Origin of the sequence: Pseudomonas canadensis (genome assembly GCF_030980095.1) — a bacterium.
GTDB lineage: Bacteria > Pseudomonadota > Gammaproteobacteria > Pseudomonadales > Pseudomonadaceae > Aquipseudomonas > Aquipseudomonas canadensis.
On record NZ_CP133298.1, the window covers coordinates 3,184,669 to 3,205,656 of the forward strand.

Consider the following 20,988-nt stretch of genomic DNA (forward strand, 5'->3'; position numbering starts at 1 on the left):
CCGGTTTTTATGATGCCCATGCTGCCAGTTGCCAGGGCTGCTGACGCCGGTCAGATGCACAAGTACGACGGCGCTTTGTTGTTCATTCAGACAAAGCCTGGGGCAGCAGCTGTACGCCGAGGTAGAGGGCGAGCATACCGTCCAGGGTCAACGGGTCGACACCACTGAGTTCGGCAATACGCTCCATGCGGTAACGCAGGCTGTTGCGGTGAATACCAAGGGCGTCCGCACAGGCCTGGCTTTGCCCGTCGTGTTCACACCAACTGCGCAGAGTCGCCTGCAACTGACCATTGCTGTCCTTGGCCAGCACTTTACGCAGCGGGTTGAGCAGTTCGTCGAGCGCGTCGTCATTGCGATGGCGCCAGAGCATAACGGGCAAGCGATAGCGATTGAGGGTCAGCAGGCGCGACTGCGGCAGCACATCACGGCCATAAGCGAGCAGATCGCCGACACGCCGATAGCAACGGCGCAGGCCGGTCAGGCCGTCCGCTTGCCCACCCACGGCAACGCGCAAAATGTTCCAACCGAGGCTTTCGAGTTTTTCCAGCAAGCGCGGGTTGTCGACCTGCACAGATGCCGGCCGGCACCACAGCAATGAGTATTGCGCCGAGCTGACACACCAGCTGTCCGGATAACGCGAGGCAAGCCACGCACTCAACGCTTCCGCCGATTGCCCCGCGCCCAGTTCAAACAGGTACGGCGTGCGTGCCAGCTGCGGCTTGAGCCCCAGTTGCTGGGCTTCGTCCACCAAGCGTGGCGAATCGCCGGTTTCCGCCAGCAGCAAGGCCAGCAGATCATCACAGCGCTGACGCCGCCATTGTTGCTCGGCCTGCTGGTGACGATGGCTGACCAGCATTTCGGCGGTCATGCGCACCAGTTCGGCGTAGGTGCGCAGGCCCTCCGGTTCGCCAGTGATGCCGAGCACGCCGATCAGGCGCCCGTCATGCAGCAGCGGCAGGTTGATGCCCGGTTGTACCCCCTTGAGGTGCTTGGCGGTCTGGCCATCGATTTCCACCACCCGGCCGTTGGCGAGCACCAGTTGTGCGCCTTCATGCCGGGTGTTGATACGCTCGGGCTCACCACTGCCGAGGATCAGGCCCTGGCTGTCCATGACATTGACGTTGTGAGGCAGGATCGCCATGGTTCGATCGACGATATCCTGCGCCAGGTCATGATCCAGCTCGAACATGGGGTTAAATTCCTTAAAAAGCGGGGTTGTTCATAGGCACAGCGCAAAGCCACGTTCGCTGTGCGCAAGCACAAAGACAGCGGCCTGCCAGGTGGCCGAGACTCAGTGGGCGATCAACGTTACCCTCGCATCGCAAAAAATCATAATAAAGAGAGACTGCCATGTCACAGAGCGCCACGACCCCACTGGCCACCGATGACGATAAAAACGCCATCTACAAGCGCATTACCCTGCGCCTGATCCCCTTCATTTTCATCTGCTATCTGTTCAATTACCTCGACCGGGTAAACGTTGGCTTTGCCAAGTTGCAGATGCTCGATGCGTTGAAATTCAGCGAAACCGTGTACGGCCTCGGCGCCGGGATCTTCTTCATCGGCTACGTGCTGTGCGGCGTACCGAGCAACCTGGCGTTGACCAAGTTCGGTCCACGGCGCTGGATCGCGTTGATGATGATCGTCTGGGGCACGCTGTCTACCTGCCTGCTGTTCGTCACCACGCCGACACACTTCTACACCTTGCGCCTGTTCACCGGTGCCGCCGAAGCGGGCTTCTTCCCCGGCGTGGTGCTGTACCTCTCGCAGTGGTTCCCGACCTTCCGCCGTGGGCGGATCATGGCGCTGTTCATGTCGGCGATCCCGGTTTCCGGGTTGCTCGGCAGCCCGTTCTCCGGCTGGATCCTCAACCACTTCGCTGCCGGCCAAGGTGGCCTCGCGGGCTGGCAGTGGATGTTCCTGCTGCAAGGCATCCCGACTGTCGTGCTGGGCGTCCTCGCCTACTTCCTGCTCAGCGACAGCTTTGCCAACGCCAAATGGCTCAAGCCCCACGAACGCGCGGTACTGGAAGCCGACCAGGCCACCGACCTGGCGAACAAGCCGAAAACCACCACCGACTCCTTGGCCGAAGTGTTCAAGAATCCGGCCATCTGGGCGTTCGGCCTGATTTACTTCTGCATCCAGAGCGGCGTATACGCCATCAACTTCTGGCTGCCGTCGATCATCAAGAACCTGGGGTTCAGCGATAACCTGGTGATCGGCTGGCTCAGCGCGATCCCCTACCTGCTGGCAGCCGTGTTCATGTTGCTGGTGGGTCGTTCCGCCGACTTGCGCAAAGAGCGTCGCTGGCACTTGGTGGTGCCGATGTTGATGGGCGCTGTGGGCCTGGTGATCGCGGTGAATTTTGCCACGACCCCAGCGATTGCAATCCTCGGCCTGACCATCGCCACCATGGGTGCCCTCACCGGCCTGCCGATGTTCTGGCCGGTGCCCACCGCCATGCTCAGTGCCGGCGCGGCGGCAGGAGGCCTGGCGTTGATCAACTCCATGGGCCAGATGGCCGGCTTCCTCAGCCCTTATATCGTCGGCTTTGTGAAGGATGCCACCGGGTCCACGGATGTGGCGCTATACCTGCTGGCAGCGGTGATCGTCGCCGGTAGCGTATTGGCGCTGCGAATGACCCGTACCCTCAAGGCGTAACCTTGCCCTGTAGGCGCCGGCTTGCCGGCGATGAGTAGAGGCGTCTACACAACACTGTGGCAACCACGGTAGCCATGGCAACCATGGTAACCATGGTAACCATGGTAACCACGATGCGAAGCGAGTCGCTCTTGATCTTGATGTTGCCTTTGATCTTAGGCGCCCCGTCAAACACGCTGGCCGGAATTCGACAGGGATTTGGGGGGTAAACCGGCAGGGATGCCGGTTTAGCCGCCCCGCGCCATGGATGGCGCGTGGCGGCGGCCCCCCAAATCACTGGCGGATTACGGGCACACCGAGCCTAGGCGAGGTGCCGAGTGTTGGGGCAAGAGCCCTTTGCTTACTTTGGGGCTTTTCCAAAGTGAGCCGCCGTAAGGGCGGAACCAATAGAAGCCTTTACCTAAATAACGGATATGTACCCGATCAGATCCAGCATCCAGGTCGGCTGTCAGGCCGCCTTCGCAGGCAATCAAGCCCCCACATCCGGATGGCGGGGCAACCGTTAGAGAGCGGTCGTCCATACGAGCGCTGGCGGGAGCAAGCTCCCTCGCCACAGATCCAGCGCCGTACTCAGAACTGTATAGATAGCTATGCACTGAAGGCCTACCCCTCAGCCGGCGCCGACAATTACGTCAGAGCAAACCGCCGCCGTCGATGTCAATCACGGCACCGGACATGAAGCCATTCTCCATGGCCAGCACATACCCCGCCGCGACCTCATGCGCCTGACCCACGCGCCCGACCGGCAATGCGCCGCCCGCCTTGGCGAACATCGCCAGGCGCTGTTCTTGCGCCAAGCCTGCATACGCCGGCGTATCGATGACCCCCGGGCTGATCACGTTGACCCGACGCGGTGCCAGCTCCTTCGCCAACTGCTTGCCCAACGCTTCAGTCGCCGCGTTGATACCCGTCTTGATGAACTGGCCCGGCGCCAATTTACGTCCCAGTTGCCCAGAGGTCAGGCTGATGCTGCCGTGTTCGTCCAGGAATGGCAGTGCCAGTTGAATCGCCCGCAGCGAGCCCCAGAGCTTCACATTGAAATTTTCCTGGGCCTCGTTCAGGTCGGTCTCGACCAGCGGCTTGGCGCGCACGTTGGGGCCGGAGGTGTAGACCAGATGGTCAAAGCGCCCCACGGTCTCGAACAGGCGCTGCAGGGAGGCCGCATCGGTGACATCCACCGGTTCGCTGCGCAGGCCATTTTCCACGCCAGACACCAAGCGCCGCCCGGCGAGTACCACCTGCGCGCCCCGCGCGGCCGCGGCCTTGGCCACGGCGGCACCGATACCGCTGCTGCCGCCGATCACGATGACGGTTTTGCCGTTGAGGGAAGAAGTCATGGGGAAATTCCTGAGTGAGAAAATGAGCGTTCATCTTCACAGCTTGGCAATCGGCGAAAAATCCCGGTAAAACGACAAGATCTTTAAAGGATTTTTACAAATGAGCTCGACCCTCGACCTTGAAGTCTTCGTGCGCACCGCCGATACCGGCAGCCTGTCTGCCGCCGCACGCGGGCTCGGCCTGACCCCGGCGGCCGCCAGTATTGCCCTCAAGCGCCTGGAAACCCGCCTGGGCATTCGCCTGCTGGCACGCTCCACCCGCAGCATGCGCCTGACCGAGGAAGGTCGGCGCTACCTCGAGAGCGTACGCGTCGCGCTGGAAGCCCTGTCCGAGGGCGAACAGGCGATCAAGCAACAGGGCCAGAGCCTCAGCGGGTTGCTGCAACTGGCGGCGCCCTCGGATTTCGGGCGCAATGTGTTGCTGGGCTGGCTGGATGCATTCAAGCTCGAACACCCAAATATCCGCCTGCAATTGCTGCTCAACGACAGCAATGCCGACCTGTTCCGCGACACCGTCGACATCGCCCTGCGGTTTGGCGTGCCAAGGGATTCCAGCCTGGTGGCGCTCCCGGTGGTGCCCGATCACCACCGCATCCCCTGTGCCAGCCCGGCTTACCTGGCGCGCCATGGCACACCCCTCGCTCCGGCTGACCTGGCGCAGCACAACACCCTGCGCTACATGCGCCTGGGCCGGGCCAACAACACCTGGTATTTCCGCCAGGGCACGGTGCTGCAAGAGGTCGAGGTGTCGGGCGATTACCTGAGCGATGACGGTGAAATCGTGCGACGCTGGGCGTTGGCCGGTCACGGAATCGCCTATAAGGCCAATCTGGACATTGCCCAAGACATCAAGGCCGGTCGACTGGTGCCCTTGCTACCGGATTGGCAAGGCGAACCCACGCCCTTCAACCTGATGTGCCCTCACCGCCTGCAGGTGTCGGAACGCGTGAAGGTGCTGCATCGCTTTTTACAGCAGCGTTGCCAGACATTGCTGAGCCCATGAAGAAACGCGCGCAGGGCTTGTCCCAGAGCGGCTGAGTCTGGTATTGCATGGGTACATTTCCCGCCTTGAGGAGTTATCCATGATTTACCGCACATTGGGCCAGTCCGGGTTGAAGGTGAGTGCCTTGACCCTGGGCACCATGATGTTTGGCGAACAGACCAACACCGAGGACTCGCTGCGCATCATCGACAAGGCCTGGGACCAGGGCATCAATTTCATCGACACGGCGGACGTCTACACCGGCGGTCGCTCCGAGGAAATAGTCGGCGAAGCCATTGTGCGCAATCGCCAGGATTGGGTGGTGGCGTCCAAGGTCGGCATCGGCCCGGTGGACGGTTTGCCCAACCGCAGCGGCTTGAGCCGCAAGCGCATTTTCAACGCGTTGGAGGCCAGCCTGACACGCCTCGATACCGACTACTTGGACATCTACTACCTGCACCGTGAAGACCACAACACGCCGCTGGAAGTGACGGTATCGGCGATTGGCGACCTGATCCGCCAGGGCAAGATACGCTACTGGGGCCTGTCCAACTATCGCGGTTGGCGCATCGCCGAGGTGATTCGCGTGGCCGAGCGCCTGGGCGTCGACAAACCGGTGATCAGCCAGCCGTTGTACAACATCGTCAACCGCCAGGCAGAAGTGGAGCAGATCACCGCGGCAGCCGCCTACGGCCTGGGTGTGGTGCCCTACAGCCCACTGGCTCGCGGCGTGCTCAGTGGTAAATACGCCCCGGACGTTACCCCCGAAGCCGGCAGCCGCGCGGCGCGCCAGGACAAACGCATCCTGGAAACCGAATGGCGCGTGGAATCGTTGCGCATCGCCCAGCAGATCCAGCAGTACACCCAAGGTCGTGGCGTCGGGATCGTCGAGTTTGCGATTGCCTGGGTACTGAACAACTCGGCGGTCAGTTCGGCGATTGTGGGGCCGCGTACCGAGGCGCAGTGGGATGCCTATATTGGCGCGCTGGAGGTGAAGATCAGCGCCGAAGATGAGGCGTTTATCGATTCGTTGGTGACGCCGGGGCATTCATCCACGCCGGGGTTCAATGATGTGGGGCATTTCGTCTCCGGTCGCATACCACGCGCATAACCCCTCCACTGTGTAGGAGCGAGCTTGCTCGCGAAGAACGCAAGGACACCACGGGCTACCTGATAGCGCTGCGTAATCGTTGACGTTCTTCGCGAGCAAGCTCGCTCCTACAGGATTTTCCTGAAAAACGCCCCAAAACAACGCAACCCTCTCCCGCCAAAAGCTCCATAATCCCCTCATCTTTTGTATCAACGGTTTTCGCGAGGATAGTGTGTCTAAAGGTGTTGTTTTATCGGTCTTGGCCTCAGTGTTGTTTGCCGTGATGTATTACTTCACATCATTGCTCACACCCTTGAGCGGCCTGGAAATTTTCGGCTGGCGCATGTTGCTCACCGTGCCGTGCATGACGATCTTCATGATCGTCAGCGGCGAATGGCGACGGGTGTGGGAGCTGGCGCAACTGCTTGCGGCCAAGCCGCGCTTGATTGCGGGTGTGTTGCTGTCTTCCGCCCTGTTGGGCGTGCAGCTATGGCTGTTTATGTGGGCGCCGCTGAATGGGCGCAGCCTGGATGTGTCGGTGGGTTACTTCCTGTTGCCGCTGACCATGGTGCTGACCGGGCGTCTGGTGTGGGGTGAACAACTGTCCTATCTGCAACGGATCGCCGTGTTTTTTGCCGCCCTCGGTGTACTCAACGAGTTGTACCAGGCGGGTGGATTCTCCTGGGCAACGCTGGTGGTGATCATTGGTTACCCGGTTTATTTCATCGTGCGCAAATACCTCCAGACCGACCACCTGGGCGGGCTCTGGCTGGATATGGCGCTGATGCTGCCGGTGGCCTGGTGGTTTGTGCAGAGTGGCGAGCAAGGCTTTGCGGTCATGGATGCCCACCCGAAACTGTATGCACTGATCCCGATGCTGGGCCTGATCAGTGCCTCAGCGCTGGTGAGCTATATCATCGCCAGCCGTTTACTGGCGTTCAGTCTGTTTGGTTTGCTCAGTTATGTGGAGCCTGTGCTGCTGCTGGGCGTGGCATTGATCCTGGGGGAAGGGATCAAAGGTGGCGAATGGTTCACCTACATCCCGATCTGGCTGGCGGTGATGGTGCTGGTGTTCGAAGGTTTCAAGCACTTGGTCCGCCAACGCAAAGCTGATGCGCAGGCGATAAAAAGCCCGGCCGGGGTTACCCTCGGCCGGGCTTTTTTACGTTTAGTCGGCGGTCAATACACCACGGCGCACCTGGTCGCGTTCGATGGACTCGAACAGCGCCTTGAAGTTGCCCTCGCCAAACCCATCGTCGCCCTTACGCTGGATGAATTCGAAGAACACCGGGCCCATCAGGGTTTCCGAGAAGATCTGCAGCAGCAGGCGCTTGTCGCCTTCCACCGAAGAGCCGTCCAGCAGGATACCGCGTGCCTGCAGTTGGTCCACCGGCTCACCGTGGTTCGGCAGGCGGCCTTCGAGCATTTCATAGTAGGTGTCCGGCGGCGCGGTCATGAAGCGCATGCCGATCTTCTTCAACGCGTCCCAGGTCTTGACCAGGTCCTCGGTGAGGAACGCCACGTGTTGGATGCCTTCGCCGTTGAACTGCATCAGGAACTCTTCGATCTGCCCCGCGCCCTTGGACGACTCTTCGTTCAACGGGATGCGGATCATGCCGTCCGGCGCGCTCATGGCCTTGGACGTCAGGCCGGTGTATTCGCCCTTGATGTCGAAGTAGCGCGCTTCACGGAAGTTGAACAGTTTTTCGTAGAAGTTGGCCCAGTACGCCATGCGACCGCGATAGACGTTGTGCGTCAGGTGGTCGATGACTTTGAGGCCTGCACCGACCGGATTGCGCTCCACGCCTTCGAGGTATACGAAGTCGATGTCATAGATCGAGCTGCCTTCGCCAAAACGATCGATCAGGTAAAGCGGCGCACCGCCGATGCCCTTGATCGCCGGCAGGTTCAGTTCCATCGGGCCGGTTTCGATATGGATCGGCTGGGCACCCAGTTCCAGGGCGCGGTTGTAGGCTTTTTGCGAGTCCTTGACGCGGAATGCCATGCCGCACACCGAGGGGCCGTGTTCGGCCGCAAAGTAGGAGGCAATGCTATTGGGTTCGTTGTTGAGGATCAGGTTGATCTCGCCCTGGCGGTACAGGTGTACGTTCTTCGAACGGTGGGTCGCGACTTTGGTGAAGCCCATGATCTCGAAGATCGGCTCCAGGGTGCCCGGCGTCGGCGACGCAAATTCGATAAATTCAAAGCCCATCAGGCCCATTGGGTTTTCGTATAGATCTGCCATGGTGGCACCTCATCATTCTTGTATTAGACACAGTATTAGTGGCGAGCAAGGATGAGGTTGCAGGGTGGCGCACAGGAAAGGCCTCGCACGCTGCGGGCGAGGAAGTCACCAAAGATGAGGGGGGAGCCGAGTAGCTTCATGGGGTCATCAGTCTCTGACGGCTTAGGCTTGCGTGAGCGCAAGTCCATATTCTTGTATGCGTAAATCGATTCTACACAGCGTAACCACGTTTGTCCGTAGTCTTATCAAATCCCCATTGCCCTGGCGCGTGCAAGGGGTTTGTTGCAGAGGTAGATGCCGAGCAGGATCACTGCCCCGCCGGCCAGCATGGGCAGGCTCAACGGTTCGTCCAGCAACAGAGCGCCACAGATCACGGCGGTGAGTGGGTTGAGCGCGATAAATACGCCGGAACGTGTCGCGCCGATTCGTCGGATACCGTCGTAATAACCAATATAGGCCAGCGCAGAACCCAGCACGCCGAGGTACATCAAGCTCAGTCCTTGCGCGAGAGACACGCGGCCCATCGCCTCCAGCGTAAAGCGCCCCATGATCAGTGTGATGACGGTAAGCATCAGCGTTCCCAGCAGTATCGACCAGGTGACCGTCTGCAGCGGCCCCAGGCTCTGATTTAAGCCACGGGAAAACAGTGAGTAGATGCCCCACCCCACTACGCAGCCGAAGATCAGCAAATCCCCACGCCACGTGTTGGTTGCTTCGCTCATTACCTGGGGGTTGCGACTGACGATGACTATGGCGGCACCCGCCAGGCAGAGCACGATCCCCGCGACTTTGCTGGCACCCAGGCGCTCCTTGAACAACCACCAGGACGCCAGGCCGATGACGGCCGGGTTCAGCGCCACGATTAATGAGGCGCGCGATGCGTTGATTAACTGCAATCCATAGAAGAAACACAGGTTGTAGAAAAAGATGCCGAAGAAACCCAGCATCACCAGTTGCAGGAGCTGCCGCGGATTGGGTCGGACCAACGGGATGCGTGCCAAGCCCAGGAATCCCAGCAATGCCAGGCTGGCCAGTGCAAACCGGAGGTTGGCCGCCAGCAGAGGGTCGATCGTCCCGCCCAGGTAGCGACCGGCCACGAAGGTGCCGCCCCAGATCATGGTGACGGCGGCCAGCTTCAAATAAGTGATGTGATCGTTGCTTGAATGCACAGGATAGGGCTCCAATGGCTTGAGGATGCGTGCATTCTTCTGGTAATACGGTGTCATCGTAAAATGAGTGATTGCTCATGACCCTGACCCAACTCGAAATCTTTTCCTTGGTAGCCGAGCTGCAAGGCTTTACCAGCGCCGCCCACCGCCTCGGTATCAGCCAATCGGCGGTGTCCCACGCGATTAAAGCCCTGGAGCAGGAGCTGGGGGTGGCGTTGTTCAGGCGCCATCAGGCGCAGGTCGAACTAAGCGACATCGGCGTGCAGTTACTGGCGCGCGCCCGGGCGATGCTGGGCCTGGCGAATACCTTGCAACAGGAAGCCGCGGACGCCCGGGGCATGAAACGCGGGACGCTGCGCATCGGCTCCTTCGGTCCCACCTCCTCGGCCTACCTGCTGCCAAAGATCCTCAGCCGGTTCCGCCTGGAGTATCCGGGTATCGAGGTACACATTGATGAAGGGCCGGACAGGCAAGTCATCCAATGGCTCGATGAACGCCGAATTGATATCGGCTTTGTGGTGCTGGAACAAGAGCGCTTCGACACGTTCCCACTGTTCGAGGACCAGATGGTGGCGCTGCTGCCGGCTGACCATCAACTGGCCGCCCGTGAACACGTTAGTCTCAAGGATTTGTGCAACGACCCTTTTGCGCTGACTGAAGCCGGTTCCACTGAGCTGGTGATGCGACTGTTCAACGAACGAGGCGCGTCTGACCCCGACTGTGCGTTATCGCTGCTCGCAGCTGCTGAGTACCCTGGAAACCGTCAGCCGGGGCGATGCAGTGAGCGTGGTAGCGCAAGCGTCGTTACCGGTTGGACATGACACACGGTATGTACAGCGCGCCTTATCCCCGCGTGTACCGCGCCAGGTTGGGCTTGCCGTACTGGACCGGCGTCAGTCTTCCCCAGCAGCGCTAGCGTTTATCCGTATTGCCCAAAGCGTGGAGTTGTAGTGCCGCGTACTGGCCAAACGGGTAGGTGTCGCGAGCTTATTTCGGTCGAGCCATCTATCATCGACTGATATCCGATCCCTGCAACAGGCCGTTCACTCCATGCCCCTGACCGTCAACGGCCCGCGAAAACGCGCCACTCGCTACCTGATCACAACCCTGAGCGCGCTGCTACCGATTGCGCTCGGCGTCGTTATCCTTTATTGGCAGGCCGAACGTACCTTGCAACAAAGCACCGCCCAGACCGCCCAGGAGGCGGTGCGCCAATTCGACCTGATGCTCGACAATACCTCCCTCGCCGCCCAGGCCTTGCTACCGCTGGCGGGGTTGCCCTGTGATAACGGCGTGCAACTGGCCCTGCGAGAACAAGTCACGCGTCGCCCGTTTGTGCGCGCGACCACCCTGTCCTGGCAAAAAAACATCTATTGCAGCTCGTTGTTCGGCAGCAACTACGAGTCACCGGTCAACCCGGATGACTATGTGGACGGTCGGTTATGGTTGATGAATGGCAACCCGGTGACACCCGACACCGCACTGCTGGTCTACCGGCTGGTTGACGGCGACAAGGCGGCTTTTGCGTCGATTGATGGCTACCACTTGACCAACGCCCTGCGTCTGATCAGCCGATACGCCCACCTGATATTGCAAGTGGGCCCGAATTGGCTGGGGGCTGATGGCAAGGTGCATGACACCGCGGTGCCGGCGTTCGCGGTGGCCCACCATCACTTGGCGTCCGGGCGTTATCACACAGCGTCGACGCGGGTATGCCGGCGGGTGAAGTCTGGCGCTACATGCAGGCCCGATACCCGGCATTGTTCAGCCTGATCGTGTTTTTTGGCGTATTGGCTGGCCTTTTGGCGCACTGGCTGCAAAAGCGCTCCTCGGCACCGACTCACGAATTGCAGCGGGCGTTGGGCGCCAATGAATTCATTCCGTATTTCCAGCCGGTGGTACGCGGTGATACTCGCGAGTGGGCGGGATGTGAAGTGCTCATGCGCTGGCAGCATCCAAAAGAAGGCCTGGTGCGGCCCGACCTGTTTATTCCCCTGGCCGAGCATTCGGGCCTGATAGTTCCGATGACTCGCGCCCTCCTGCGCCAGACCGCCGTGCAACTGGCGCCCCATGCGGCGCGCTTCAGCCCTGGGTTTCATATCGGCGTCAATATCACCGCACGCCACTGCCAGGATTTGGCCTTGGTGGATGATTGCCGTGAGTTTCTCGCCGCCTTTCCCGTGGGCCAAGTGACGTTGGTGCTGGAGTTGACCGAGCGCGAACTGATCGTGCCCACCGACATCACTCGCCGCCTGTTTGACGCCCTGCATCAACTGGGGGTAATGATCGCTATTGACGACTTTGGAACCGGCCACTCCAGCCTGGGCTATTTACGTAACTTCAATGTCGACTACTTGAAGATTGACCAGAGTTTTGTCGCCATGATCGGTGCCGATGCACTATCACGGCATATTCTCGACAGCATCATAGAACTGTCCGGCAAACTCGATTTAGGCATCGTAGCAGAAGGTGTGGAAACGCCCGAACAGTCCGACTACCTGGCCGCCCAAGGCGTGGATTTTTTGCAGGGCTACCTGTTCGGAAAGCCTTTGCCCAGCGATGAATTTATTAAATCTCTGGCAAGCCATTGAATAGCCATGCACTACCTGCACTGAAATAATGTTATTTAGCCAAAAGACATGATTTACTCGTAGCAAATTAACTACTACAATTTTTCCAGCCTGTGCAGAATTCGCGGGACGGCTTCTTTCTAGAGTCGCCTTAAAGCGCTTGGCTTATAGCTTTGTCTGCAGTTGATATCAGCCAAACACACTATTGGAGTACCTATTTTGTCCAGACTCGCCGAATTTCGCGCAGCCGAAAAAGCCCTTCAAGAGCAGCTTGCCCAGCTGGAATCCCTGAAGAACGACGCCGGCCTGAAGAAAGAAATCGAATTCGAAGAAAAGCTCCAGGGCCTGATGAAGACCTACGGCAAAGGCCTGCGCGACATCATTTCCATCCTTGATCCAAACCCGGGCAAGTCCAGCGCTGCTGCCGTCAACGCACCAAAACAGCGCCGCGCACGTGTGGTCAAGGTTTACCAGAACCCGCACACCGGTGAGCTGATCGAAACCAAAGGCGGCAACCACCGTGGCCTCAAGGCGTGGAAAGAACAGTACGGCGCCGCCACTGTAGACTCCTGGCTTCGCGGCTGATCGCACTGCACTAAGAAAGAGCCCCGCTTATGCGGGGCTTTTTTTAATTCCAGGGTTCGAAACCGAACTTAAATAACGTTTCATAATGTTCAGAAACGTCGCACATTACACACTTAGAGTTTGAGGCTATCGCGCACCGAGCTGACTTCTTCCTTGCTTGCTTCGTACGCATCCGCCTGCCCTGCGTATGAAAAAACATACGCCTTATCGGCATCAACCGCGCCCACCAATGTTTGCGAAAGCACGTGGCGTCCGTTTTCGGTTATCACACATGTAGTTTCCAACGCGTCAAGACGACTCAATGTTGTAGGGTGCATCTTGCTGCATACACTTTGATAACCACCCTGGGCAAAATCTTTCTGGATGGACTTGCGCATCTCCAGCAGTACGCCTTGTAGATTAACCTTATGCCCCGCTTCAATCGGCGTACCGGTCAACTCCATCACCATCAGGGTCGTGCCATTTTCATCATTCTTGATTGCACGCTGGCGCGACACCACCTGGGGTTTGGAAGGCGCTTCGCCATCCGGTACGACCTCTTCGACCTGCCAGCCACTGGGCCAATGAATTTCGGGGTCGGCCGCCAGCACGAAGGAACTGCCCACCAGCAAACACACAGCGCTCAACAGCGGTTTACGAAATGCGATCATTGCGAAAAGTACCCAAGGTTCAAGCGCCAAAGTTTGAGCCCCGGCGCCCCTGTGTCGCAAGGCCTGCATGGGCTTTTTCATTTGGCGCCTGGGGCAAGCCTTGCGTATCATGGTCCGGCTGCACGGATGCCAGCCGCAAGCCAAGGAACCGCTCACATTTCAGAGCTGCGTTTGCCCCATTTTTTCTGGAGGGCCCATGAGCCTGCACGAACTGAACACTTTCCCGGGCGTTACCGCCCAACCGGACACCGCCACCACGAACTTCGTGTTCAACCACACCATGCTGCGGGTCAAGGACATCACCAAGTCGCTGGACTTCTACACCCGCGTCCTGGGTTTTTCCCTGGTTGAAAAGCGTGATTTTCCGGAGGCCGAATTCAGCCTGTACTTCCTGGCCCTGGTGGACAAATCCCAGATCCCGGCCGACGCCGCCGAGCGCACCCAGTGGATGAAGTCGATCCCAGGAATCCTGGAACTGACCCACAACCACGGCACCGAAAACGACACCGACTTTGCCTACCACAATGGCAATACCGACCCACGTGGTTTTGGCCATATCTGCATCTCGGTGCCGGATATCGTCGCTGCCTGCGAACGTTTCGAAGCCCTGGGCTGCGACTTCCAGAAGCGCCTGAGCGATGGCCGCATGAAGAGCCTGGCCTTCATCAAGGACCCGGACGCGTACTGGGTCGAGATTATCCAGCCCGCACCGCTGTAACGAAAAAACCCCATGATCACTCATGGGGTTTTTCATTTCCGGTTCCGGATTTACGCCGGGGCGGAAGTCCGGATCAAGTGATCGAAAGCACTCAGGGAAGCCTTGGCGCCCTCACCCACGGCAATCACGATCTGCTTGTAGGGTACCGTCGTCACGTCACCGGCAGCAAACACGCCGGGCAGTGAAGTTTCCCCCCGCGCATCGACAATGATCTCGCCGCGCGGCGTCAGTTCAACGGTGCCTTTGAGCCAGTCAGTGTTGGGCAGCAAACCGATCTGTACAAAGATCCCTTCCAGGTCGATGGTCTTGAACTCGCCGCTGTCGCGATCCTTGTACGCCAGGCCGGTGACTTTCTGGCCATCACCTTTCACTTCGCTGGTCAACGCACTGGTGATCACGTCAACGTTCGGCAGGCTGTAGAGCTTGCGCTGCAGCACGGCGTCGGCGCGCAATTTGCTGTCGAACTCAAGCAGGGTGACGTGGCTGACGATACCGGCCAGGTCGATGGCCGCCTCAACGCCTGAGTTACCGCCGCCGATCACCGCCACACGCTTGCCCTTGAACAGCGGACCGTCGCAATGCGGGCAAAAGCACACGCCTTTGGCCTTGTATTCCTGCTCACCCGGCACCCCCATTTCGCGCCAGCGGGCGCCGGTGGCCAGGATCACGGTCTTGGACTTCAGGGTCGCACCGCTTTCGAAGCGGATTTCGTGCAAGTCACCGGCGTTTTTCGCGGGCACCAGGCTGCTGGCGCGCTGGAGGTTCATGATGTCCACATCGTATTGACGTACGTGGGCTTCCAGCGCGCTGGCCAGTTTCGGCCCTTCGGTTTCTTGTACCGAGATGAAGTTCTCGATTGACATGGTGTCCAGCACTTGGCCGCCAAAGCGCTCAGCAGCAACGCCGGTACGGATGCCTTTACGTGCAGCGTAGATCGCCGCCGCAGAACCGGCTGGGCCACCGCCGACCACAAGCACATCAAAGGCGTCTTTGGCGCTGATTTTCTCGGCGGCTTTTTCGATGCCGCTGGTGTCGAGCTTGGCGAGGATTTCTTCCAGGCCCATGCGGCCTTGGCCGAAGTTCACACCATTCAAGTAAACGCTCGGTACCGCCATGATCTGGCGCTCGTCGACTTCCGCCTGGAACAGCGCGCCGTCGATGGCGACGTGGCGGATGTTCGGGTTGAGCACGGCCATCAGGTTCAGCGCCTGGACCACATCCGGGCAGTTCTGGCAGGACAGCGAGAAGTAAGTCTCGAAGCTGAACTCGCCTTTAAGAGCGCGGATCTGTTCAATCACTTCGACACTGGCCTTCGACGGGTGGCCACCGACTTGCAGCAAGGCCAACACCAACGAAGTGAATTCATGGCCCATGGGGATGCCGGCGAAACGCAGGCTGATCTCGGCACCCGGGCGGTTGATGGAAAACGACGGCTTACGCGCATCATCACCATCGGTTTTCAGGGTAATCAGCGTGGTGAGGCTGACAACATCCTGCAAAAGGGCAAGCATTTCCTGGGATTTCGCGCCGTCATCGAGGGAGGCGACGATCTCGATCGGCTGGGTGACCCGTTCCAGGTATGACTTCAACTGAGCTGTAAGATTGGCGTCCAACATACGGGCGATTTCCTATTGATTCGGTTTATTGCAGACAAAAAAAACGCCCGAGCGAATCTCGCCCGGGCGTTTTGGGGGCGGATGCAGCTTACTTAAGTGCGGAATACCGCCCTTGAGACTTCACAGACTTAGATCTTGCCGACCAGGTCCAGGGACGGAGCCAGGGTGGCCTCGCCTTCTTTCCACTTGGCTGGGCACACTTCGCCTGGGTGGGCAGCAACGTACTGAGCGGCTTTGATCTTGCGCAGCAGCTCGGAAGCGTCACGACCAACACCGCCGTCGTTCAGCTCAACGATCTTGATCTGACCTTCTGGGTTGATCACAAAAGTACCGCGGTCTGCCAGGCCTGCTTCTTCGATCAGTACGTCGAAGTTGCGGGAGATGGTCAGGGTTGGGTCACCGATCATGGTGTACTGGATTTTGCCGATGGCTGGCGAAGTGTTGTGCCAGGCAGCGTGGGCAAAGTGGGTGTCGGTGGACACGCTGTAGATCTCGACGCCCAGCTTCTGGAATTCGGCGTAGTTGTCGGCCAGGTCTTCCAGTTCGGTTGGGCAAACGAAGGTGAAGTCGGCTGGGTAGAAGAACACCACGGACCATTTGCCTTTCAGGTCAGCGTCGGTCACGTCTACGAAGTTGCCGTTTTTGTAGGCGGTAGCTTTGAACGGTTTTACTTGGCTGTTGATGATAGGCATCGTTGACTCTCCGTCAGGTTTGTAGAAGGGCTTAGTAAGTTGATGAAGTGAATCCTACCCACTCTCTTGGCCGATGGCTCATTGGCAAACCTGATGCTGACGATTGGTTTTCCCTATCAGGTGACTGTATTAATAGAAGAAATCTCAAAGCAGCGGTGGCGTCGCCAGAGTCATGCCAAGAAAGGGCGTCGCTTCAACATAGCGCATGGCGGATTTCATGTCGCTCCAGCCGACGTAACTCATCAACGACTTCAAATCCCAACCGCTGCGATGGGCCCACGTGGCAAAGCCCCGGCGCAGTGAGTGGCTGGTGTATTGCTCGGCGGGGATGCCGGCGCGCTTCAGCGCCTGGCGCAGCAGCGGGATCACACTGTTGGGGTGCAACCCCTCCTCCCCCAGGTTGCCCCAGCGATCGATGCCGCGAAACACCGGGCCACGCACCAATGCCGAGGCGCTAAGCCACTCGCTGTAGGCCTGCACCGGGCACAGGCGCAAAAGCGCCGGTGTGTGATAAGTCTTGCCGAGGTTGTCGCGGTCGCTTTTGCTGCGCGGCAGATACAGGCTGATCCCGGCACCAGGCGTCGCTTGCACATGCTCGATCTCGAGCCGACACAGCTCATCGCTGCGAAAGCCTCGCCAGAAACCCAGCAGGATCAATGCAGTGTCGCGCTTGGCGCGCAGTAGCCGAGACACGTCGTGGGCTGCGTGTTTCGCCTCCTTTTCAAGAGAAGCCACCACCTGGTCAAGGTGCTTGAGTTGCAAAGGCTCGGCTTGCTTCTCCTGCGCCGGGTGCACGGCACGAATGCCCTTGAGCACTTTGCGCACCACCGGCGCCTTGGTTGGGTCGGGAAAACCCTGGCTCGTATGCCACTGCGCCAGTGCCGACAGCCGCAGCTTCAGCGTGTTGACCGCCAAGACTCCGGCATGCGCCACCAGATAACGCGCCACGCTGTCGCTGGTCGCGGGCAGGAACCCTCCCCAGCTCACTTCGAAATGCTCGATGGCCGCACGATAACTACGTCGCGTGTTATCGCGTGTGGCGGCGTTGAGGTAACGATCCAGATCGCTCATGAAAGGCCCATTCGTACTGCTGGCAGTTGCTTTGGCGGATTAAATGTCAATGACACGGGATAATACGTCAATATCCCATCTGTTAAATTGTGAATTTGAACGATTTTTTATTTGTGATACAGTATGTATATACATGATACATACCACATTACGAAATCGACGGAGACCCCATGGCTCGCGGCGGCATTAACAAAGCAGTAGTTCAGACGGCACGCCTGGCGATCCTCGCCCGTGGCGAAAACCCCAGCATCGACGCCGTACGCATCGAAATGGGCAATACCGGCTCGAAAACCCGATTCATCGCTATCTGAAGGAGCTGGATGAGAGCGAAAGCCGAGCCACCATCACCGAAGCGCCCATCGACGACGAGCTTGGTGAACTGGTAGCGCGCCTGGCGCAACGCTTGAAGGAGAAAGCCCAGGAGCCTATCGACCTGGCCCTGGCGCAGTTCGAGCAACAGAAAGCCGCCCTGCTCGCCCAACTGGAAGCCCTTGAGGAAGCACACGGCCAACTCAAGCAACAATTTGATATCCAGGCCGCCGCCCTGGCAGAAGAAAGCGCGGCCCTGCAAACCGCCAGCACCAGCCTGCAGACCGAACAAACCCGTAACGCCGGGCTGAGCCAGGCGTGCAGTGATTACGAATTACGGATCAACGATAAGGACGAACAGATTCGCTCGCTGGAAGAAAAGCACCTGCACGCAAGGGATGCCTTGGAGCATTACCGTAATGCGATCAAGGAGCAGCGTGAGCAGGAACAGCGTCGTCACGAAGGGCAACTGCAACAGGTCCAAGCCGAGCTGCGCCAAGCCCAGCAGAGCGCCATGGTGCGCCAGGATGAAATCACCCAACTGCACCGCGACAATGAGCGACTGCTGATTGAACATCGAGTGACATCGAAAGAGTTGACGGCGCTGCAGGAGCAATCCCGCAAAGACCAGGCCCAGCAGCTCAAGCTGAGCGAACAGGTGAGCCTGATTGACAGCGAGCGCACCCTGCTTCAGGAGCGTCTGCGCGTTGCGGTGCAGGAGAGCCAGTCACGCCAGGAAGCGTTGGCTGAACATCAACAATCCAATAAAATCCTGGAATTGGAACTGATCAAAACCCAGGCCAGTATCGAGGCATTGCGCCTGGCAGCCGCCGTTGCGACGGCGCCAGAGGCAACACCCGAGAGCTGATCAGCCTGACACAGGCGTGCGCATGGTGACGAACTCTTCCGCCGCCGTAGGGTGCACACCGATGGTGTCATCGAAATGCTGCTTGGTCGCGCCCGCCTTGAGCGCGATCGCCAAGCCCTGGACGATCTCGCCGGCATCCGGACCGACCATGTGACAACCCAGCACTTGGTCGGTGTCAGCGTCCACCACCAGCTTCATCAGGGTTTTTTCCTGGCATTCAGTCAGGGTCAGCTTCATTGGCCGGAAACGGCTTTCGAAGATCTGCACCTTATGACCCTTCTCTTTCGCTTCCTCTTCGGTCAGGCCAACAGTACCAATGTTCGGCAGGCTGAACACCGCCGTCGGAATCATGGCGTAATCCACCGGACGATATTGCTCCGGCTTGAACAGGCGACGCGCCACGGCCATGCCTTCAGCCAACGCAACCGGTGTCAGCTGCACGCGCCCGATTACATCGCCGATGGCCAGGATCGACGACTCAGCGGTCTGATACAGATCATCCACTTCGACGAAGCCACGCTTGTCGAGTTTCACGCCCGTGTTCTCCAGGCCAAGGTTGTCCAGCATCGGACGGCGGCCAGTGGCGTAGAACACACAGTCCGCTTCCAACACGCGGCGTCTTTCAGCGTGGCCTTGAGGCTGCCATCCGCTTGCTTGTCGATGCGCTCGATGTCTGCATTGAATTGCAGGTCCAGGCCACGCTTGGTCAGCTCTTCCTTCAGGTGCGTACGCACCGAACCGTCAAAACCACGCAGGAACAAGTCACCGCGATACAGCAGGGTTGTCTGCGCACCCAGGCCGTGGAAGATCCCCGCGAACTCGACGGCAATGTAGCCACCACCGACAACCAATACACGCTTGGGCAACTCTTTGAGGAAAAACGCTTCATTGGAACCAATCGCATGTTCACGGCCCGGAATTTCCGGAATCTGCGGCCAGCCACCCGTCGCGATCAGGATGTGTTTGGCGGTAAAGCGCTCGCCGTTGATTTCGACCTGATGCGCATCCACCAGACGAGCGTGTCCCTCATGCAGGGTCACGCCGCTATTGACCAGCAGGTTGCGGTAAATGCCGTTCAGGCGGTTGATCTCACGATCTTTGTTGGCGATCAGGGTGGCCCAATCAAAATTCGCCTCACCCAGCGACCAGCCAAATCCGCTGGCCTGCTCAAAATCTTCGGCAAAGTGTGCGCCATACACCAACAGTTTCTTCGGCACGCAGCCGACGTTGACGCACGTGCCACCCAGGTAGCGGCTTTCCGCCACGGCCACCTTGGCACCAAAGCCTGCGGCAAAACGCGCCGCACGAACACCGCCGGAACCGGCGCCAATCACATACAGGTCAAAATCGTAGGCCATTTCACTCTCCTCGGCAGAACACCAGCATACCGACTTACATGGGGCTGAAAAACGAAAAAGCCACCCGAAGGTGGCTTTTTTGGACCGGGACGCTTACAGCTTGAATCAGTAAGCCTTGCCAGTCTTGTAGAAGTGCTCGTAGCAGAAGTTGGTCGCTTCGATGTAGCCTTCAGCGCCGCCGCAATCGAAGCGCTGGCCCTTGAACTTGTAGGCAATCACGCAACCGTCTTTGGCTTGCTTCAACAGGGCGTCGGTGATCTGGATTTCGCCGCCCTTGCCTGGCTCGGTTTCTTCGATCAGCTTGAAGATATCCGGGGTCAGGATGTAACGACCGATGATCGCCAGGTTCGAAGGTGCGTCTTCCGGTGCTGGTTTTTCAACCATGTCACGCACGCGGATCAGGCCATCGCCGATTTCGTCGCCTGCGATCACGCCGTATTTGTTGGTTTCCTGTGGGTCCACTTCCTGGACTGCGACGATGGTGCAACGGTATTTCTTGTACAGATCAACCATCTGTTCCAGAACACCCTTGCCTTCCAGGTTGACGCACAGGTCATCCGCCAGCACCACGGCGAACGGTTCGTCACCGATCAGCGGGCGGCCAGTCAGGATCGCGTGGCCGAGGCCTTTCATCTGGGTCTGACGGGTGTAGGAGAACGAGCACTCGTCCAGCAGCTTGCGGATGCCGACCAGGTATTTTTCCTTGTCGGTGCCCTTGATCTGGTTTTCCAGCTCATAGCTGATGTCGAAGTGGTCTTCCAGCGCGCGCTTACCACGGCCGGTGACGATGGAGATTTCGTTCAGGCCGGCATCCAGTGCCTCTTCGACGCCGTACTGAATCAGTGGCTTGTTCACCACCGGCAGCATCTCTTTGGGCATGGCTTTGGTCGCTGGCAAGAAGCGAGTGCCGTAACCGGCTGCTGGGAACAAGCATTTCTTGATCATATGAGTCCTTACAAAGGGCTGTGCGTACGGAATTCGGCGCAGTCTAATCAGGCCGCAGTCACCTTACAATGGGTCCTGCTGGCGTTGCGATGTCATCATAGAGAAAAAATCTCGGCGTAAGT

The 20,988-nt window shown here is 59.0% G+C and carries 14 protein-coding genes and 5 pseudogenes; 9 read left to right on the top strand and 10 right to left on the bottom strand.

The genetic code is table 11. The features are described from left to right. Window positions 1–82: 82 nt before the first annotated feature. Window positions 83–1,189 (bottom strand): sugar diacid recognition domain-containing protein, encoded by a 1,107-nt coding sequence (locus RB216_RS14420; protein WP_126570303.1) that lies wholly within the window; start codon window positions 1,187–1,189, stop codon window positions 83–85. Between the two features lie 161 nt (window positions 1,190–1,350). Here RB216_RS14420 and RB216_RS14425 point away from each other — a divergent pair, with 161 nt between their 5' ends. Then, window positions 1,351–2,661 carry an MFS transporter gene (locus RB216_RS14425; RefSeq protein ID WP_308907448.1) on the top strand — a complete coding sequence of 437 codons (1,311 nt, stop codon included), beginning with the start codon at window positions 1,351–1,353 and terminating at the stop codon, window positions 2,659–2,661. Window positions 2,662–3,293: 632 nt separating this feature from the next. On the opposite strand, the gene RB216_RS14430 is transcribed toward RB216_RS14425, so the two are convergent. Then, window positions 3,294–3,998, bottom strand: a complete 705-nt coding sequence (locus RB216_RS14430) for an SDR family oxidoreductase (protein WP_122684990.1) — start codon at window positions 3,996–3,998, stop codon at window positions 3,294–3,296. A gap of 100 nt (window positions 3,999–4,098) precedes the next feature. Between RB216_RS14430 and RB216_RS14435 the strand changes: the two genes are divergently transcribed. The 3 genes and pseudogenes from RB216_RS14435 to rarD form a co-directional block, all read left to right on the top strand. Further along, complete coding sequence (locus RB216_RS14435; protein WP_308907449.1) at window positions 4,099–5,001, top strand: LysR family transcriptional regulator; 903 nt, start codon at window positions 4,099–4,101, stop codon at window positions 4,999–5,001. Between the two features lie 79 nt (window positions 5,002–5,080). After that, complete coding sequence (locus RB216_RS14440; protein WP_122727112.1) at window positions 5,081–6,091, top strand: aldo/keto reductase; 1,011 nt, start codon at window positions 5,081–5,083, stop codon at window positions 6,089–6,091. Between the two features lie 211 nt (window positions 6,092–6,302). Next, window positions 6,303–7,178 (top strand): annotated as a pseudogene (gene rarD, locus RB216_RS14445) (EamA family transporter RarD); the annotation flags it as partial. A 60-nt stretch (window positions 7,179–7,238) separates the two neighbouring features. Here rarD and hppD read toward each other — a convergent pair. Together hppD and RB216_RS14455 are read right to left on the bottom strand one after the other, a co-directional pair. Continuing rightward, complete coding sequence (hppD, locus tag RB216_RS14450) at window positions 7,239–8,315, bottom strand: 4-hydroxyphenylpyruvate dioxygenase (protein ID WP_028616206.1); 1,077 nt, start codon at window positions 8,313–8,315, stop codon at window positions 7,239–7,241. Between the two features lie 245 nt (window positions 8,316–8,560). After that, window positions 8,561–9,541: a DMT family transporter gene (locus tag RB216_RS14455; RefSeq protein WP_372514677.1), complete on the bottom strand. Its 981-nt coding sequence runs from the start codon at window positions 9,539–9,541 to the stop codon at window positions 8,561–8,563. 20 nt (window positions 9,542–9,561) lie between these two features. Between RB216_RS14455 and RB216_RS14460 the strand changes: the two are divergent. The 3 genes and pseudogenes from RB216_RS14460 (at window position 9,562) to RB216_RS14470 (ending at window position 12,639) form a co-directional block, all read left to right on the top strand. After that, window positions 9,562–10,435 (top strand): annotated as a pseudogene (locus RB216_RS14460) (LysR family transcriptional regulator). 99 nt (window positions 10,436–10,534) lie between these two features. Beyond that, a pseudogene (locus RB216_RS14465) lies at window positions 10,535–12,075 on the top strand (EAL domain-containing protein). Between the two features lie 198 nt (window positions 12,076–12,273). Next, on the top strand, window positions 12,274–12,639 hold the full coding sequence (locus RB216_RS14470; RefSeq protein ID WP_028616210.1) for a histone-like nucleoid-structuring protein, MvaT/MvaU family: 366 nt from the start codon (window positions 12,274–12,276) through the stop codon (window positions 12,637–12,639). A gap of 113 nt (window positions 12,640–12,752) precedes the next feature. On the opposite strand, the gene RB216_RS14475 is transcribed toward RB216_RS14470, so the two are convergent. After that, the gene (locus RB216_RS14475) at window positions 12,753–13,289 is read right to left on the bottom strand and encodes a DUF4946 domain-containing protein (protein ID WP_028616211.1); all 537 of its coding nucleotides are present in this window, start codon (window positions 13,287–13,289) and stop codon (window positions 12,753–12,755) included. Between the two features lie 196 nt (window positions 13,290–13,485). Here RB216_RS14475 and gloA point away from each other — a divergent pair, with 196 nt between their 5' ends. Continuing rightward, window positions 13,486–14,007, top strand: coding sequence for a lactoylglutathione lyase (gene gloA, locus RB216_RS14480; protein WP_028616212.1), 522 nt, complete (start codon window positions 13,486–13,488; stop codon window positions 14,005–14,007). Between the two features lie 50 nt (window positions 14,008–14,057). Here the strand turns inward: gloA and ahpF are convergent, their stop codons facing one another. From ahpF to RB216_RS14495, 3 genes are all read right to left on the bottom strand, one after another. Beyond that, a complete protein-coding gene (gene ahpF, locus RB216_RS14485) occupies window positions 14,058–15,623 on the bottom strand; it encodes an alkyl hydroperoxide reductase subunit F (RefSeq protein ID WP_308907451.1) in 1,566 nt (521 codons plus the stop codon). A gap of 128 nt (window positions 15,624–15,751) precedes the next feature. Continuing rightward, window positions 15,752–16,315 (bottom strand): alkyl hydroperoxide reductase subunit C, encoded by a 564-nt coding sequence (gene ahpC / locus RB216_RS14490; RefSeq protein WP_003173835.1) that lies wholly within the window; start codon window positions 16,313–16,315, stop codon window positions 15,752–15,754. A 144-nt stretch (window positions 16,316–16,459) separates the two neighbouring features. Further along, window positions 16,460–17,386: a site-specific integrase gene (locus RB216_RS14495; RefSeq protein WP_308907452.1), complete on the bottom strand. Its 927-nt coding sequence runs from the start codon at window positions 17,384–17,386 to the stop codon at window positions 16,460–16,462. Between the two features lie 170 nt (window positions 17,387–17,556). Between RB216_RS14495 and RB216_RS14500 the strand changes: the two are divergent. Next, a pseudogene (locus RB216_RS14500) lies at window positions 17,557–18,563 on the top strand (DNA-binding protein). Here RB216_RS14500 and gorA read toward each other — a convergent pair. Together gorA and galU are read right to left on the bottom strand one after the other, a co-directional pair. Beyond that, window positions 18,564–19,921 (bottom strand): annotated as a pseudogene (gene gorA, locus RB216_RS14505) (glutathione-disulfide reductase). 105 nt (window positions 19,922–20,026) lie between these two features. Further along, window positions 20,027–20,866, bottom strand: a complete 840-nt coding sequence (gene galU / locus RB216_RS14510) for a UTP--glucose-1-phosphate uridylyltransferase GalU (RefSeq protein WP_028616217.1) — start codon at window positions 20,864–20,866, stop codon at window positions 20,027–20,029. Window positions 20,867–20,988: the final 122 nt, after the last annotated feature.